Here is a 15,786-nt window from a genome sequence, read left to right as displayed (position 1 = left end):
GGCCCCGGCCCCTGTGTCAGGCGGTGCTGGAGGCGGTCTGGGCGGCCTTGGTCGGGACTTCGGGGAGAAGCCTGCTGTAGACGGTGTTGAGGATTTCGGCCTGCGCGTCCCACGTCCAGCTCTTCAGCAGGTCGGGACGGTCGTCGTACACGCGCCGGTACTTGTCGGGGTCGGCCAGGATCGCCTCGACGGCCCTGACGTAGTCGGCCACGTCCCCGGCCTGGAACACCTCGCCCTGCCCGGTCTTCCGGACGGTGTCGGCCATCGCCTTCACATCGCTGACGATGATGGGCAACCTCGCGTGCGAGTACTCGAAGAACTTGGTGCTCAGCGCGATCTCGTGGTTGAGCAGTCCCTGGTGGAGCGGCTGGACGCCGAAGTCCGCGGCCGACAGGAACTCCACGACCTGGTGGAACGGCACATAGCCCAGCACGGAGATGCGGTCGGCCACGCCGAGTTCCTTCGCGCGGGCGCGCAGCTCCTGCATGTACTCGCCCTTCGGCCTGTTCACCACGAACGCGAGGTGCAGGTCGGGCAGCTTCGGCAGCGCCTCGATCATCACGCCGAGCCCGCGCTTCGGGCTGGCGACACCGCTGTAGATCCCGAGCGGGGTTGAGGCGTCGATGCCGCACAGTTCCCGCAGGTCGGGCGCGGGCCGTTGGTCGTCCGCGGGCTCGCCGACGCCGGCGATCTGGGGCGCGTTGAGGACGACCGTGGGACGCTTCTTCAGCCCGTGATGGTCGATCAGGAGATCGACCAGCGGTTCCGACACCGTGAGCACCTCGTCGGCCATGCCGGAGTACTCCCGCTCGGTCGCGACCATCGCCGGCAGCCAGCGCGGGTCGGCGACCCACGGGTTCATACCGGGCAGGAACTCGTGCGCGTCCCACACCAGCTTCACGTCCCGGCCCTTGGCACGGGCCCGCAGGACGGCGCGGGCGCCGACGCCGACCATGCGGAAGTCGTTGGCGTGGATGATGTCCGGCTGAAGCTTGTCGATCACCGGCCCGAACGACAGTTCCCAGTCCCACAGGCTCCGGTCCAGCACCCGCCAGCAGCGGTCGCCGAGCACCTTCTGCCAGAAACGGGCGCCGAGCCGGTCGAACGAGGAGTCGAGATCGCTGCGCGCCGCGGCGAGGGACTTGGTCTGGCGCTCGCGCAGCGCGACCCACTTGCCCTGGACCTTCGTGGCGACCCGGCGGGCCATCAGCACCGGCTGAGGCGGCGTGGGGAAGCCGTTCGCGCGCGCGAGACGGCTCGCGGCGAGGTCGGACCTGCGGGACCGGACGAGCCTGCGACGGTAGGCCGCGGTCTCCGGGGTCGCGTACGCCAGCGGGCGGCGGAACTGGGTGCGGACCCAGCTCCGGGGACGTCCCTGGAGGGTCATGGGGACGGGCACGAGCCGCACCTTCGCCTTGCCCAGCGTCCAGGTGCGCGCCCTCGTCCCCGACGTGCTGCCGATGAGATGGACCTCCCAGCCGGCCTCCGCGGTCGAGTGCGCCGCCTTCTGCACCCGGGAGTCGTTCGTGACACCGTTGTCGACGAGCATCACGATCCGGCCCCGCGACGCCGTGGCCTCGGCGCCCTCTTCACCCTGCACCATTTCGTACTCCTCCACCGCAGTTGCGGACCCGCGCTCCCCGCCGGGTCCGTGTGCGACCGGCCCGTGCGCCCGGATCCGGTCGGAATGCTTGTGTCACCGGCTGTAGAAGGCCACGTTGAGGCCGCGTCCGGAGTCCTTGGACAGCAGCTCGGCGGCCGGTGCCAGGGACTGCGCGTCCGCGACCACGAGCAGGTCCGGGGACGCGCCGGCCCGCACGGCCAGGTTGAGGACCTCGTCGGAGGGAAGCCGGTAGAAGCGGCCCAGCCGCCGGTCGATCGGATCGGCGATCCGGCGCCGGTAGGCCTTGTCCCACCGTTCCCGCCGCCCGCGCAGGGGGCCGGACAGGAACACGCGCAGCAGCAGCCGCGGCACGCGGAACAGCAGCAGCCCGATCAGGCGTGGACGGGCCCGCTGGAACCTGTCCAGTTCGACGACCTCGACATCGGCGGGAAGCGGATTCTCCGCCCAGGCCCCGGGCTTGCGGATCACCACCGTGGCCGAGCCGCCGCCCGCGATGACCTTCCGGGTCTCGGCGATGACCGCTTCCCTGCGGGTGGCCCCGAGGGCCAGGAACACGACGTTCATGCCTCGTGACCTCCGTCGGGGAACCAGTGCCGGTAGTGGGCCTCGGCGACCGCTCGATAGCCGTAGCGTTCGTCCAGTGTTCGCTGCGCCCGGTCGAGGTCCAGGCCGTGCGGGAAGCGGTCGCGCAGCCGGCGGTACCCGGCGACGATGGACTCCGCGTTCTCCTCGACGTCGATCATCTGTCCGGCGGCGTCCTCGATCCCGGCGAGGGTGTGCTCGGGACCGCCGCAGCGGGTGACCAGCACCGGCATCCCCGCGGCGACCGCCTCGACGACCGTCACGCCGAAGGTCTCCCAGCGGGACGGGTGGACGAGCAGGTCGTGCTCGCGCATGAGCCGGGTCGCCACGTCGGGGGTGACCGCGCCGAGCATGGTCAGGGCGTGGTCGACCTGGAGTTCGGCGGCACGCGTGGTGAGCGTGTCCTCCAGGGGTCCGTCCCCGACGATCGTCAGGGTCAGTTCCGGGTCGTCCGCGTGGCACTTGGCGAACGCCTCCAGCAGCCACTCGACGCCCTTGCGCTCGATCAGGCCGCCCACGTACAGCCACCGGCGCAGTTCGGTGACGGGCTCCGGGCGCGGCACCTCGAAGGAGATCGGGTTGGAGATGATCTCGATCTTGTCCGCGAGCGACGGGAAGGTGGCGACGAGCTTGTCCCGCAGCGCGTCGGTCACCGCGAAGAAGGTGGTGCAGCGCTCGAGTATCTGCCCGTACATGTCGCGGCACCCGTCATGGGCCAGGACCTTGTCGATGTAGGACGCGTGTTCGGTGATGAAGACCCGCGCGTCCGGGCGGGCGTTCTCCAGCGCCGGCCATCCACCGCGCAACCCCACATGCGCGTGGACGACCGGCGCGGGGATCGGCTCGCCGCCCAACGCCTCACGCAGCCAGAGCGAGTGGCGCTGGGCGACCTGGTCGAAGCTGCCCCGGGGGGTGAGGACGGGAACGCGCAGCAGGTCGGCTCCCCCGACGGTCTTCCCGCGGTGCAGCGCGGCCGGGAAGAGGCTGCGGTGCGCCGCGTCGGCCTTGTCCGCGGCGGCCTTCTTCATCCGCGCCGGCCACGCGTCGGTGTGGTAGACGGTGACGTCGCCGCAGCCTGGAGCCGTCGCCTCGACCATCGCCTGGACGAAGGCCCCCAGAAACGGCTGGGGAGGGCTCGGATACCAGGGGGTGACGACTGCCACGTCCCGGTCGTGGGCCATGCTCACCTTCTCACCTCTCGTTCACCTCTCGGGGAACGTCACATGTGGTCGGGGGCGCCGATGACGACGCGGCGTACGCCGGACCAGCGGGCCGGGTCGGTGACGCGGCGGCCGTCGACGAGGGTCTTGACGCCCGGCAGGTCGTCCGGGGCGAGGTCGCGGTACTCGGCGTGGTCGGCCTGGACGATCGCCGCCGTGACCGACTCGTCCCGGTGCGGGGGCAGGCCCAGCGCGTCCAACTCCTCCGCCGTGTACATCGGGTCGGAGACGTACGGGACGGCTCCGCGCTTGCGCAGCGCCTCGACCGTGGGGAAGACGCCGGAGAACGCCGTCTCCTTGACGCCGCCCCGGTAGGCCGCGCCCAGCACGAGGACCCCGGCGCCGGTGAGGTCGCCGTGGGCGGCGGCGAGCAGGTCGACCGCGTGCTCGGGCATCGCGACGTTGGCTTCGCGGGCGGCGCTGACGATGGTCGCCCGCGGGTCGTTCCACAGGTACATCCGCGGGTAGACGGGGATGCAGTGCCCGCCGACCGCGATGCCGGGCCGGTGGATGTGGCTGTACGGCTGGGTGTTGCAGGCCTCGATCACCTTCATGACGTCCACACCGACCGTGTCGGCGTAGCGGGCGAACTGGTTGGCGAGGCCGATGTTGACGTCGCGGTAGGTCGTCTCGGCGAGCTTGGCGAGTTCGGCGGCCTCGGCGGAGCCGAGGTCCCACACGCCGTTGGGCCGGTCGAGGTCGGGACGGTCGTCGAAGTCGAGGACCTGCTCGTAGAACTCGACGCCGTGCCGGGCGGACGCGTCGTCGATGCCGCCGACGAGTTTCGGGTAGCGGCGCAGGTCGGCGAACACCCGGCCGGTCAGCACCCGCTCCGGGCTGAACACCAGGTGGAAGTCGGTTCCCGCGGTGAGACCCGAGCCCTCCGCCAGCATCGGCGCCCAACGGCTCCGGGTGGTGCCGACCGGCAGCGTCGTCTCGTAGCTGACCAGGGTTCCCGGGCGCAGACCGGCCGCGATCGAGCGGGTCGCGGCGTCCATCCAGCCGAAGTCGGGGACGCCCGCCTCGTCCACGAACAGCGGGACGACCACGACGACCGCGTCGGACTCGGCGACGGCCGCCGCCGTGTCCGTCGTCGCCGTGAGCAGCCCGGCCCGCACCGCCTCCGCGAGATGGACGTCCAGGTCGGCCTCGCCGGGGAACGGTTCGCGGCCGGCGTTCACCTCGGTGACGACGCGTTCGTCGACATCGGCGCCGGTCACCCGGTGGCCCTTGCGGGCGAACTGCACCGCGAGCGGAAGACCGATCTTGCCGAGCGCGACCACGCAGATCCGCATGTGTTATCTACCTCCAGGGAACGTCGCGCGCCGGAGCCGCCGGGCGGCGGCACGGGCGGGAAGGGCTGGGCGGGTCTCGATCGCCGTGTGGCCGCGCGCGTCGCCCCGCACCGACAGCCGGAACGGCCGGGCCCGATGCCAGATGACCGACTTGCACGGGCCGGGCAGGCCCGCGGGGACGACCGCGTCATGGGTGTCGCCTGACACCCGGACCATCAGTCTTAAAGTGCGTTTGTCCTTGCCTTCCGCGAAAAGCAGCGGCATGGGGATCCGCGCGGTCATCGTCAGCCCGTCCGCGGTGAGGGTGCGGTCGAGGGTCACACCGGACGCCTCGTCCAGGCCGACCCGCCGGTCCCGGCCGCGCGGGGCGTAGGCGAGGCGGACCGTCTCGGGGTCCTCGACATCGGCGCCGATGATCGCCGCCCGCACGGTGACCTCCAGCACGTCCCCGTCGCGTCGTGCCGCGACCGTCCGCGCCACCTCCATGAGGCGCCGGCGCAGCCCCTTCGCGATCTCGTAGAGGTCGTCGGGCAGGCCCGCGTCCGGGTCGTCGAACCCGTGGTAGGCGTAGTAGGCGCGGCCGTCCCGCAGCACGACCGGGTAGGTCGCGTCCGCGGCATCGGCCTCGATGAGCGCGCACAGCCCCGCGACGTCGCCGCGCTGCGCCATGCGGAGCCGGACCTTCCGCCGGATGGGCAGCAGGGCCAGCACATGATCGGGCACGTACCGGTCGACGATGGCGCCGACGCGCGTGCACACGTCCCGGCGCGCCTCGTCGTCGAGTTCGAGGAGGCTCTCGCGAATGGGCTTCGTCAGCTCCCATTTGGCGTGCCGGTGGACGATCGCGTCCCGCTCCGGGCCCGGCTCCAACAGTCCGGCGACGAACTCGAAGAGCCTCTCGGCGCACTCCAGGCGGGTGTAGACCTCCACGGTGCCCTGGGTGATGTTGCCGCCGTCCTCGCGGAGCATCGCGTAGTAGCAGGTGTAGTCGGCCAGCACCGAGATCCGTTCGGCGCGCACGCACGCCTCGATGGTGAACGGCTGGTCGCTGCCGATCCGCATGTCCTCGGGGAAGCGGAGTTTGTACCGCTCGACCAGATCGCGGCGGAAGAGTTTGCAGTTCGACAGCAGCCACGGGAGCGGCGAGTCGAAGAGGTCGATCTCGGCGCGGCTCTCGGTGAACAGTTCCTGCTTGACCTGCCGGCCGTTGACGCCCCGCATCTTGCCGACGAGGACGTCCGAGCCCCATTCGTCGGCCGCGGCGACCATCTTCTCCAGGGCCCGGCGCCCGAGGCGGTCGTCGGCTCCGACGAAGTACACGTACCGGCCGGTCGCGATGTCGAGGGCGCGGTTGCTGGGCGCGGCGGGACCGCCCGAGTTGGCCTGGTGCAGGACCTTCACGACGCCGGGATGCGCCGCGGCGAACCGGTCGAGTTCGGCGCCGCTGCCGTCGGTGGAGCCGTCGTCGACCGCGATGACCTCCATGCGGTCCGCGCCGATGCTCTGCTTCACCAGCGAGTTCAGGCAGTCGGTCAGGTACGGCATCGTGTTGTAGACGGCGACGATGACGGTCACGTCGACGGGGGCGTCGGCGTGGGGAGCGCCGCCACCGGTGTCAGACGGCACCCAGCACCCCCGACGGCCGGAGCGAGACGGTCTCGCCGCGTCTCGCCGATTCCAGCACGGCCGCCGAGACCTCGACCGTCCGCAGGCCCTGCCGCAGCGTCACGATGTCGTTCCCCTCGCCGCGGACGGCGTCGCGGAACCGTTCGTGTTCGACCAGCAGCGGTTCCCGCTTCGGGATCGCGTACCGGATCATGTCTCCCTCGGAGACACCGCGGAACGCCCGCAGCGCCTCCCATTCGGTGGACAGCTCCCCGTTCGCGTAGAACGTCAGGTCGGCCGTGAGCGTGTCGGCGACGAAGCAGCCGCGCTCACCGGTGACGACCGTGGTGCGCTCCTTGAGGGGGCTCAGCCAGTTCACCAGGTGGTTGACCATGGACCCGTCGGCGAGGCGTCCGACCGCGGCCACCATGTCCTCGTGCGGACGGCCGCTGCGCGCCACGGTGTGCGCGGTGATCGACACGTAGTCCTGGCCGGTGACCCACGCGGTCAGGTCGATGTCGTGGGTGGCGAGGTCCTTGACGACGCCGACGTCGGCGATGCGGTGCGGGAACGGGCCCTGCCGCCGCGTGACGACCTGGAACACCTCGCCCAGTTCGCCCGCCTCCAGCCGCGCCCGCATGCTCTGCAACGACGGGTTGTAGCGCTCGATGTGACCGACCCCGGCGACCAGACCGCGCGACTCGAACGCCTTCACCATCCGCTCCGCGGCCTCCACCGAGTCGGCGAGCGGCTTCTCGACCAGCGCGCCGACACCGGCCTCGGCCAGCGCCAGCCCGATCTCTTCATGCCGCGCCGTCGGGCACGCCACCACCGCGTAGTCGACGCCGAGTTCCAGCAGTTCGGGCAGGGACTTCAGTAGCGGGACGCCGTGCGGCACGTTCTCGGGCCGTGCCACCGGGTCGACGACGCCGACCAGGTCGACGCCGTCCAGACCGTTCAGGACGCGCGCGTGGTTGCGTCCCATCACCCCGAGTCCGACCAGCCCCGCCCGCAGCGGCGCGCTCACGACGCCGCCCCGTTCACGGCGTCGGCCACGCGCGCCAGGTCGTCCTCGGTGAGGGACGGGTGCACCGGCAGCGACAGCACCTGCTCCGCCGCCCGCTCCGTCTCCGGCAGGTCCCAGCGCGGATCCGGACGGCCGTCCTTCAGGAACGGCCGCAGCCGGTGGACGGGCGTCGGGTAGTAGACGGCACTGCCGATCTTCTTCTCCTCAAGGTGCCGCTGGACGGCGTCCCTGTCCCCGCGCACCCGGACGGTGTACTGGTGGTAGACGTGCCGGACGCCGTCCGCGACCGGCGGCGTCACCGCGCCGGTGATCTTCGCGTCCAGGAACCGGGCGTTGGCGATGCGCCGTTCCGTCCACTCCGGCAGCCGCTTGAGCTGCTCGCGCCCGACGGCCGCCGCGACATCGGTGAGCCGCATGTTCGCGCCGACGATCTCGTTGGCGTACCGCTGCTCCATGCCCTGGTTGCGCAGCAGCCGCAGCGTCCGCGCGGTCTCCGCGTCGGCGGTGGTGATCATGCCGCCCTCGAGCGCGTGCATGTTCTTGGTCGGGTAGAAGCTGAAGCAGCCGACCGTGCCGAGCGCGCCCGCCGGGGTCCCGTCGACGGCGGCGGCGTGCGCCTGGCAGGCGTCCTCCACGACGGCGAGGCCGTGCCGCTCCGCGAGGGGGCCGATGCGGTCCATGGCCGCCGGGTGCCCGTACAGGTGTACCGGCATGATCGCGGCGGTGCGCGGGCCGATCGCGGCGGCGACGGCGTCGGGATCGACGCAGAACGAGTCCGGGTCGATGTCGACGAACACCGGGTCGGCGCCGACGAGCCGGACGACGTTGGCGGTGGCCGCGAACGTGAACGACGGGACGATCACCTCGTCGCCGGGGCCGAGGCCCAGCGCGAGCAGGCTCAGATGCAGGGCGGAGGTCCCCGAGTTGACCGCCACGCAGTGCCGTCCCGCCACGATCTCGGAGAACCCCTCCTCGAACGCGGCGACCTCCGGCCCCTGGACGACCCGTCCGCTGCGGAGCACGCGCACCGCGGCCTCGATCTCCGCCTCCCCGATCACGGGACTCGCCGCCGGGACGAGCCCTTGGGATTCCACGGGCATGCACAGACTCCTTAGGGCATCGCGATGGAGCGGCTTCCCAGCGGGGAACGGAACACGAATCTCATGCTCACAAATTGGCGGAAGCCTCGCCTGATGGGCAGATTCTAGCCAAGCCGCACTACCGTACGGCCCTTACCCGATCATAAGCCGTCGAGCGCCCAGACTGGGGCAAGGTCGTGTCTGACCTGTTTCATCACAGGTATCAGATTGGCGACGGTACCCCCAGGACGTACCGCATCTCGCTTTAGTGGGATTGCACACCTTGTCTACATGGGAGTGGGGGCGGCCGCTGTGCCAAGCCTGAGGTCCGTGGGCCATGTGCTGGTCGGCGCGTCGCTGACGGTGGCGGCGGGGGTCGCCGTCAACCAAGTCCTCAACAACGGAAAGCCGAGTTGGAGCTGGGGCTACCTGGCGCTGACGTTCACCGTCCTCGGCCTGCTGATGCAGATGCCGCAGACGACACCGCCTCCTCCCGAGCCGCCCACGACACCGCCTCCGGAGACGGTGAGACATGCCAGGTGGGCACGACGCGCGTACCGCCGGCGAATGCGTTCGTCGGTGGACCAGATGGAGACCGTCGGGCTCATCACCCAGGCGGAGTTCGTCCTGCGCACCCGGCAGGTCTACGTCGACGTGATGCTCCAGCCCAAGCCGGTGACCGACACGGTGACCGACACGGGCATCGGCCCCACTCCTCCCGGTGCGGCCGGTCGGCGGGCCCCACTGGCGTCCTTCCTCGAACCGGGCCGCGTCCTCGCAGTCCTGGGCGCCGCCGGATCCGGTAAGACCACCCTGGCGCGCTACACCGCATTGGAACTGGCCGAGCAAGGGTGGTGGCGTCGAGGGCTGCTTCCGGTGCTGCTGTACCTGCGCGACCACGCCGAGGCGATCCAGGGCGAGCAGCCGGACAACCTCGCGCGGATCGGGGCGGCCGCACCTTGGCTCGACGGCGCGGTTGCGGCCGAGTGGCTGGAACGCAGGCTCGCGCGGGGCCGGTGCGTGGTGCTTCTGGACGGCCTGGACGAGGTCGCCGACGCCGGCGCCCGCAGGCGGGTGGTGCGCTGGGTCGAGGACCAGATCAGCCGCTACCCGGGAAACGCCTTCGTCGTCACGTCCCGGCCGCTGGGCTACGAGGGCAATCGGCTGTCCCGGGCGGACGTCTTACACGTGCAACGGTTCACCAGCGGGCAGATCCGCGCGTTCCTGCACACCTGGTACCGCGCCATTGAGCACCGTTCCCGGGAGGGCGACCCGCAGCAGATCGACCGGATCGCGGCCCGCGACGCCGACGACCTGTTCCAGCGGATCAGCGGCCGTTCCGCCCTGTACGACCTGGCCGCGAACCCGATGCTGCTCACCATGATCGCCAACGTGCACCGGTACCGGGCGGGCAGCCTGCCACGCAGCAGGGCCGCCCTGTACGAGGAGGTCTGCCAGGTCCTTCTCCACCGCCGCCAGGAGGCCAAGGGACTCCCCGACACCGAGTTGGAGGGGCTGAGCGGTGAACGGAAGGAACGCATAGTCCAGGAACTGGCGTGGTACATGATGCGCCACCACTTACGTGACATCCCCGTCGCGGATGCCGAGCGCGCGATCCGGACGATCCTGCGACGCACCGCGCCCGACCTCGCACCCCAGGCGTTCCTCAGCCACGTCCGACGCAGCGGCCTGCTCTTGGAGCATCAGCACGGACGGTACGGGTTCGCTCACCTCACCTTGCAGGAGTATCTGGCGGCAGCCCTGGTCCCGAATCACTCCACAAGGCGCCAGGTTCTGATCGACAACGTCGATGACGTCTGGTGGCGGGAGGTGACGCTGCTGTGGGCGGCCCGCGCGGACGCCGGCCCGATCGTCGAGGCGTGCCTGGCCACCCGTACCGTCACCGCGCTCAACCTCGCCTTCTCCTGCGCGTACGAGGCTCGCGAACTCGACCCCACGCTCCGCGCCGACCTCGACCGGCTGCTCAACACCGACCCGAGCGACCCCGAGGAGATCCGCCTACTGGACGGCGTCGCCGCGGCACGCGCCCTCCACGACACCCGCGCCCTCGACGACAACGGCACGCGCATCTGCGCCGACCCCGCCATCCCGAGCGACCTCTGGAACCGCTACACGCAGCACGCCGAGGGGAGCGGCCTCCCGGGGACTCGGGAGATCAAGGGCTTCGTCGGTTGGCTCAACAGCCTGTTCAGCGATGGCAGGAGCTACCGGCTGCCCACCTTGGACGAGGCCCGGCTGGCCCTCGACAACGGCCTGGCACCGGCCGACACGACGATCTTGTACGCCGCGGGCGAGGACTGGGGCAACGTACATGCCCAGGCCCGCCTGGTCCTCGGCGCGGCCGTCCAACATCCTCACTCGCCGACCCAGCGCCAGCTCGACGCGTATCCGGCCCTGATCGTCGAACACACACGGCTCGTCCGCCGAGTCGTCTACGCACGCACACAGGTTCCCTTCACGCATCTGCTCGCCTATGCGAGTTCTCGCGATCTCAGCAACCCGCTCCACCAACTGCTGCACATCATCGACCTGGCATTCGAGATCGCCTGCGGTGTGGCTCATCACCGCGCCATGACCGTCGCCTCCCTCGAACACGCCCCCCGCTCCCGCCTGTACAACGCGGATCGGTACGACGAGGGCTTCGTCCGGAAACTGGTCACCGACCTCGATAACGCTTTCGATCGTCCACGCTCGGAGGACGACGTTCTCTCCTATGTCTTCCGCAACGCGTCCAGGCTGGACACGGTCGACAACAACGCGTCCTTTCCCTCCGCCTTCGATCTGGCCGTCGTCGCCGTCCTCAACCTCGCCGAGCGGGTCGAGGACGTCGATTCCCTCCACGCCGATATCGGGGCTCTCGCCCAGGCGTACGCCAACGACCCCGGAAACGGTCGAACGGGACGCGATCCTTACCACCTGGACGCCTTTTACAATATCTTCCTGCGCCTTCTCAGCGTCGATCTGCGCCACGGGCTCGGCTCCACCGAATCCTCCCGCGACACCGACCTCGGTCCCGACGAACTCGACCGCCTTCTCGAACACCCCCGATACCGCGACGCGGCGGTGGCCCAAGCGCAGAGCTACGCCCGGCTGCTTGCGGATGTCGATGCCGGGACCGGCGCCTCCAACGTCTTCGCGGTCGGCATTGACGCTCTGATCCACGGGCTCGACTTCGCCAGCGATCTGGCGTATGCCCGCGCCCTGGCCGCCAGCGGCGTGTGCTCTCGGGGGATGAGTGCGGTCCTGGACCTTGGAGCGGCATGTGGCCAGTTGGTGCGCACACTCTCCCTGCAGTGGGACCCCCCGGGATCATCCCTCCCTCCTGACACGGACCGCTTCGCTCAGTATCTAAGATCGGAACTGGGCATGTCCGCCGCCGAACCTCCTGCCGATGACCCGGTCATGGCGCTGGAGCGCGCCCGGGATTTGACGAGGGAGCTCGGTGCGAGTAGCGCCGCAGAAAGGCTGATCTCGACCGCGTTGGCGTATGCGGCACCGTTGTGGGACGGGAGCGGTCCGGTCCGGCAGAGCGACATGGTGTTGGCGGTCACCGCGACCTTGGCGGCGGCCACCACCCATCAGGAACTGGCCCCGCTGCTGCACAGCGCCCTGCGCACGCTCATCACGTTGACTCCGGGCACGGACCGCGAACCCTCACATGCGACGCTCGTCCTGGTGCGGAACTGACAGACCCGCGTTAAGCGTCACGAGGAACTGTCGTATGCAACCTATTTCATCGTGGGGTTGCATGGAGAGCGACCGGCTTCGACGCAGGAAGGCTGCTTATGCACGAATCCGACGAGGACACGATCCAGTTACTTCCGTATTTCGTCTGCCGGTTGGCGGACCGGGACGTCGGCCCCGAAGAGTCCGTCGGCAGGCTGATCGTCCATCTCGCCCTGGAGGACGGCGGCCTCTCGCGGCACGTCATGGCGGCGCGGCTCTGGCCCGACCTGGACGCGGTGAGCTCCGCCAAGCGCCTGCGCCAACTGCTCTGGCGGATGCGGCCGGAAACCCGTTCCCTGCTCGTCATCGGCGCGGACTCGCTCCGTCTGGCCGAGGACGTGACCGTCGACTACCACGCGGCCAGGAGCCTGGCCCAGCACATCCTCCACACCGACCCGGGCGACCTGCACGACATCGACCCGTTGATCGTGCGGATGCTGAGCACCGAGTTGCTCCGCGACGGTCATGACGAGGAGATCCTGAACGAGCAAGGTCGCTGGGACCGGCTCCGCCTGCTCGCCCTCGAAAGGCTGGCCACGGCGGCCCTGGAGAGCGGCGACACCGAGAACGCCATCCTGCTGGCCACCCTCGGAGCCCAGGTGGACGAGTTGGCCGAGGGCCCGCCGCGCGCCCTCGTTCAGGCGCATCTGCGGCGCGGCGACACGGTGACCGCCTACCGCACCTATCTCGACTACGACGCCACGGTGCGCCGTGAACTGGGCGTGGAGCCGAGCCCGGCGCTGCGCGAGCTCGTCGCCGGGCTGCGCTGATCCGGCCCTCCGGGTGCTCAGCCGCCGCCGCGCGGGCTGGTGAGGCCCATGTCGTAGGCGAAGATCGTGGCCTGGACGCGGTCACGAAAGCCGAGCTTGCCGAAGATGGCGTTGACATGGGTCTTCACCGTCGCGGTGCCGATGTCGAGCGCGGCGGCGATCTCGGTGTTGTTGAGACCCCTGGCGACGTGCCGCAGAACGACGACCTCGCGGTCGGTGAGCAGCCCGAGGCGTTCGTCCGGACGGGGTCGCGCGCCGACCGAGCCCGTGACGAACGCGTCGATCAACTGGCGGGTCACCGTCGGGGCGAGCATCCCCTCCCCACCGGCCACGACACGGATGGCGTCCAGCAGTTCCCGCGGTTCGCAGTCCTTGAGGAGGAAGCCGGACGCTCCGGCGCGCAGGGCCCCGAACACGTACTCGTCGCGCCGGAACGTCGTGAGCACCAGCACCCGGGTGTCGGGCGCCACGGAGGCGAGTTCGCGGGTCGCCTCCAGGCCGTCCATGCCGGGCATCCGGATGTCCATGAGCACGACGTCGGGACGGAGGTCGGCGACCGTCCGGAGGACCTCGGCCCCGTCGCCCGCCTGTCCGACGACCGTCAGATCGGGCTCCTCATCGATGATCGCGGCGAATCCCACCCGGACCACGGCCTGGTCGTCCGCCACGAGTACGCGGATCGTCATGTCCGGGCCCCGGTCGCGTCCGCCGTCTCGTTCATGGGCTCCTCCATCGTTTCCAACAGGTCCCGCATCCCGGACAGGGCGGCCCGCGCCTCGGCGACCACCACGGTGAGGGCGTCCCGTCGGTCGTGCGCGGAACCGTCCCGCAGAGCCGACTCGCCGATGCGCGTCAGCCGGACCGTATGGTCGAGGACCGCGTCCCGCAACCCGACCGCGACCTGGTACCGCTCGGCCCGCACGATGTGGTCGGTGCGCTCGGCCACGGCCTCCACCATCGACCGCTCCCATTCGCGGCCCCGGCGCCGCCTCGCCCGGACGGCCGCGCCCCAGGCCCACAGCGGCAGCATCGCGAGCGTGGCGGGGATGCCGAAGAACATGACACCGGCGACGACGTCCACGCGGGTGAACGGTTGTTCCGTTGGATCGGTGCCGAGGGCCGCCACCGCGATCAGGCCACCGGCCGTCCCGACCGCGGTCGCTCCGAGGAACCCCATGCCGGCGGACGGTCCGTAGACGGTCAGCGAGTACACCGCGATCATCTCGGTCGTCCATGCCAGCCCGAGCGCCACCAGCCAGTTCCGGTCGATCACACCGGCCAGGGTCAGCCCGCACCAGAGGACGTCGACAACGACCACCCCCGCGAGGGTCGCCTCCGGCGCCTTCCGCCGCCACCACAGCATGCCCGCGTGCGCCGACAGCAGCCCGAACAGGGCGACCAGACTGAGCGGGGTGACGCTCAAGGCCTGGTCGGGCGGAATGATCGCGATCAGCGGCAGCCCGACGCACAGGCCGAACGCCATGACGTCGAGCAACTCGGACCAGCCGAACTCACGACGGCGCCGGGTCGGCGCCGGGAAGGCGGCATGGACCGACCAGCCGTCCTCGACCGGCCCGGCGTCCAGCGTGCCGCCGACGTCCGCCACCCGGTTCCGCATGCCCTCGACGCCGCGTCCACCGCTCAACTCCGCGCCGTCGTTCCAGGCCGCGCCCTTGTCGTTGCGCACGCGCACGTCGAGGGTGCCGGCGCCGTACTCGACCCGGACGCCGATGGGCGCTCCCCTCGCGTGCCGCATCGCGTTCGTCAGGGACTCCTGGACGACGCCGTAAGCGGCGGCGACCGTCTCGGCGGGCAGCGGACGCGCGCCGCCGGACACGGTCACCGACACGGGGATGCCGAGGCGTGCCAGTCCCGCGCACAGCGAGGAGAGGAGCTCGGGGAGATCCGCGTCCGGGGGCTCCTCGGAGGGCCTGCCCACGACGCCGACCATCCGGTTCAGCGCCGACAGAACCTCCCGGCCCGCCCCGACGGCGACCGCCAGAGCCTCCCTGACCATCTCGGGTCGCCGGTCCGCCAGGCTCAGGGCCGCGGTCGAATGCACGGTGACGGCGCTGAGATGGTGCCCGGCGACATCGTGCAGATCGCGGGCCAGCCGTTCCCGCTCGGCGGCGGCCAGCAGCACCCGTTCCCGCTCGGCCTCGTCCAGCCGCGCCGCGAGCGCGCGCCGCACCTCGACCCGCTGGCGGCGCAACTGGCCGAAGGCGATGACGACCACGTAGCAGGCCGTGAACAGCACGATGGTGGACACCACCTCCTCTGGCGGCGGGCCCGTCAGTGCGGTGGTGAAGCATCCGGCGGCGACGGCGAACGAGCCGCCGGTGACGGCGGTCCTGGCCGACCGGTGCACGGCCAACGAGTACAGCGCCACCAGATCGGCCACAATCAGCACGGGGGCGGCCGAGAACGAGGACAACGACATTTCGGCTGCCGCGCCGATCACCACCGCGACGGCCAGAACCGTCGCCGGGCGCTCCCTGCGCAGGCACAGCGCCGCCGCCACGACCGCACCGGCGACCAGCCCGAGCGTCCGTTCCCGCGCGCTGAGGGGCTCCTCGAGCATCGCCGCCAGGCTCGGACCCGTGACGAGTTGGGCCGCCAGTAGGAGCAGGGGAAGCACGACGTCTTTTACACGGGGGCGACGTCGTGTCAACTCGCCGAACGAGGGCACTTTGTGACTCTATTCCTGATCAACTCGGTGCTGTCAAAGCCAGGGACTCGCACTCCCACCGCGCTTTTCGCCGTTCCACCGGCCGGGCGGCCGATGTCATATCGGCCGAAGACGCGTCACTCCCAGTGGGTCACCGCAAGGCGGGCGA

The 15,786-nt window shown here is 70.7% G+C and carries 11 protein-coding genes; 2 read left to right on the top strand and 9 right to left on the bottom strand.

Annotation, left to right across the window (positions count from 1 at the left end):
* Window positions 1-16: 16 nt before the first annotated feature.
* The 7 genes from BZB76_RS32735 to BZB76_RS32705 form a co-directional block, all read right to left on the bottom strand.
* Complete coding sequence (locus BZB76_RS32735) at window positions 17-1,603, bottom strand: glycosyltransferase family 4 protein (RefSeq protein WP_211343306.1); 1,587 nt, start codon at window positions 1,601-1,603, stop codon at window positions 17-19.
* Window positions 1,604-1,696: 93 nt separating this feature from the next.
* Window positions 1,697-2,188: a hypothetical protein gene (locus tag BZB76_RS32730; RefSeq protein WP_121438293.1), complete on the bottom strand. Its 492-nt coding sequence runs from the start codon at window positions 2,186-2,188 to the stop codon at window positions 1,697-1,699.
* A complete protein-coding gene (locus BZB76_RS32725; protein WP_246007366.1) occupies window positions 2,185-3,387 on the bottom strand; it encodes a glycosyltransferase in 1,203 nt (400 codons plus the stop codon). Before BZB76_RS32725 ends, BZB76_RS32730 begins: the two co-directional genes overlap by 4 nt.
* A gap of 38 nt (window positions 3,388-3,425) precedes the next feature.
* Window positions 3,426-4,721: a nucleotide sugar dehydrogenase gene (locus tag BZB76_RS32720; protein WP_121438292.1), complete on the bottom strand. Its 1,296-nt coding sequence runs from the start codon at window positions 4,719-4,721 to the stop codon at window positions 3,426-3,428.
* Between the two features lie 3 nt (window positions 4,722-4,724).
* A complete protein-coding gene (locus BZB76_RS32715; protein WP_121438291.1) occupies window positions 4,725-6,347 on the bottom strand; it encodes a glycosyltransferase family 2 protein in 1,623 nt (540 codons plus the stop codon).
* Window positions 6,337-7,353, bottom strand: a complete 1,017-nt coding sequence (locus BZB76_RS32710) for a Gfo/Idh/MocA family protein (protein ID WP_121438290.1) — start codon at window positions 7,351-7,353, stop codon at window positions 6,337-6,339. The genes BZB76_RS32715 and BZB76_RS32710 overlap by 11 nt, the downstream gene beginning before the upstream one ends.
* Window positions 7,350-8,453 (bottom strand): DegT/DnrJ/EryC1/StrS family aminotransferase, encoded by a 1,104-nt coding sequence (locus BZB76_RS32705; protein WP_121438289.1) that lies wholly within the window; start codon window positions 8,451-8,453, stop codon window positions 7,350-7,352. The genes BZB76_RS32710 and BZB76_RS32705 overlap by 4 nt, the downstream gene beginning before the upstream one ends.
* 309 nt (window positions 8,454-8,762) lie before the next feature.
* Here BZB76_RS32705 and BZB76_RS32700 point away from each other — a divergent pair, with 309 nt between their 5' ends.
* Both BZB76_RS32700 and BZB76_RS32695 read left to right on the top strand, forming a co-directional pair.
* Complete coding sequence (locus BZB76_RS32700) at window positions 8,763-12,140, top strand: NACHT domain-containing protein (protein ID WP_170180876.1); 3,378 nt, start codon at window positions 8,763-8,765, stop codon at window positions 12,138-12,140.
* 98 nt (window positions 12,141-12,238) lie between these two features.
* Window positions 12,239-12,949, top strand: a complete 711-nt coding sequence (locus BZB76_RS32695) for an AfsR/SARP family transcriptional regulator (RefSeq protein ID WP_121438287.1) — start codon at window positions 12,239-12,241, stop codon at window positions 12,947-12,949.
* Between the two features lie 17 nt (window positions 12,950-12,966).
* Here the strand turns inward: BZB76_RS32695 and BZB76_RS32690 are convergent, their stop codons facing one another.
* Entirely contained in the window at window positions 12,967-13,635 is a 669-nt protein-coding gene (locus tag BZB76_RS32690) for a response regulator (protein ID WP_121438286.1), read from the bottom strand.
* A complete protein-coding gene (locus BZB76_RS32685) occupies window positions 13,632-15,638 on the bottom strand; it encodes a sensor histidine kinase (RefSeq protein WP_420534841.1) in 2,007 nt (668 codons plus the stop codon). Before BZB76_RS32685 ends, BZB76_RS32690 begins: the two co-directional genes overlap by 4 nt.
* Window positions 15,639-15,786: the final 148 nt, after the last annotated feature.

This window comes from Actinomadura pelletieri DSM 43383, from assembly GCF_003634705.1.
Lineage (GTDB): Bacteria > Actinomycetota > Actinomycetes > Streptosporangiales > Streptosporangiaceae > Spirillospora > Spirillospora pelletieri.
This window is presented reverse-complemented; position numbering and strand designations above follow the sequence as displayed.

What these genes read in the sequence shown, in the direction of transcription:
- BZB76_RS32720 (WP_121438292.1), bottom strand. Translation starts at nt 4,721, where the DNA reads ATGCGGATCTGCGTGGTCGCGCTCGGCAAGATCGGTCTTCCGCTCGCG.
- BZB76_RS32725 (WP_246007366.1), bottom strand. Translation starts at nt 3,387, where the DNA reads ATGGCCCACGACCGGGACGTGGCAGTCGTCACCCCCTGGTATCCGAGC.
- BZB76_RS32730 (WP_121438293.1), bottom strand. Translation starts at nt 2,188, where the DNA reads ATGAACGTCGTGTTCCTGGCCCTCGGGGCCACCCGCAGGGAAGCGGTC.
- BZB76_RS32735 (WP_211343306.1), bottom strand. Translation starts at nt 1,603, where the DNA reads ATGGTGCAGGGTGAAGAGGGCGCCGAGGCCACGGCGTCGCGGGGCCGG.
- BZB76_RS32690 (WP_121438286.1), bottom strand. Translation starts at nt 13,635, where the DNA reads ATGACGATCCGCGTACTCGTGGCGGACGACCAGGCCGTGGTCCGGGTG.
- BZB76_RS32705 (WP_121438289.1), bottom strand. Translation starts at nt 8,453, where the DNA reads ATGCCCGTGGAATCCCAAGGGCTCGTCCCGGCGGCGAGTCCCGTGATC.
- BZB76_RS32695 (WP_121438287.1), top strand. Translation starts at nt 12,239, where the DNA reads ATGCACGAATCCGACGAGGACACGATCCAGTTACTTCCGTATTTCGTC.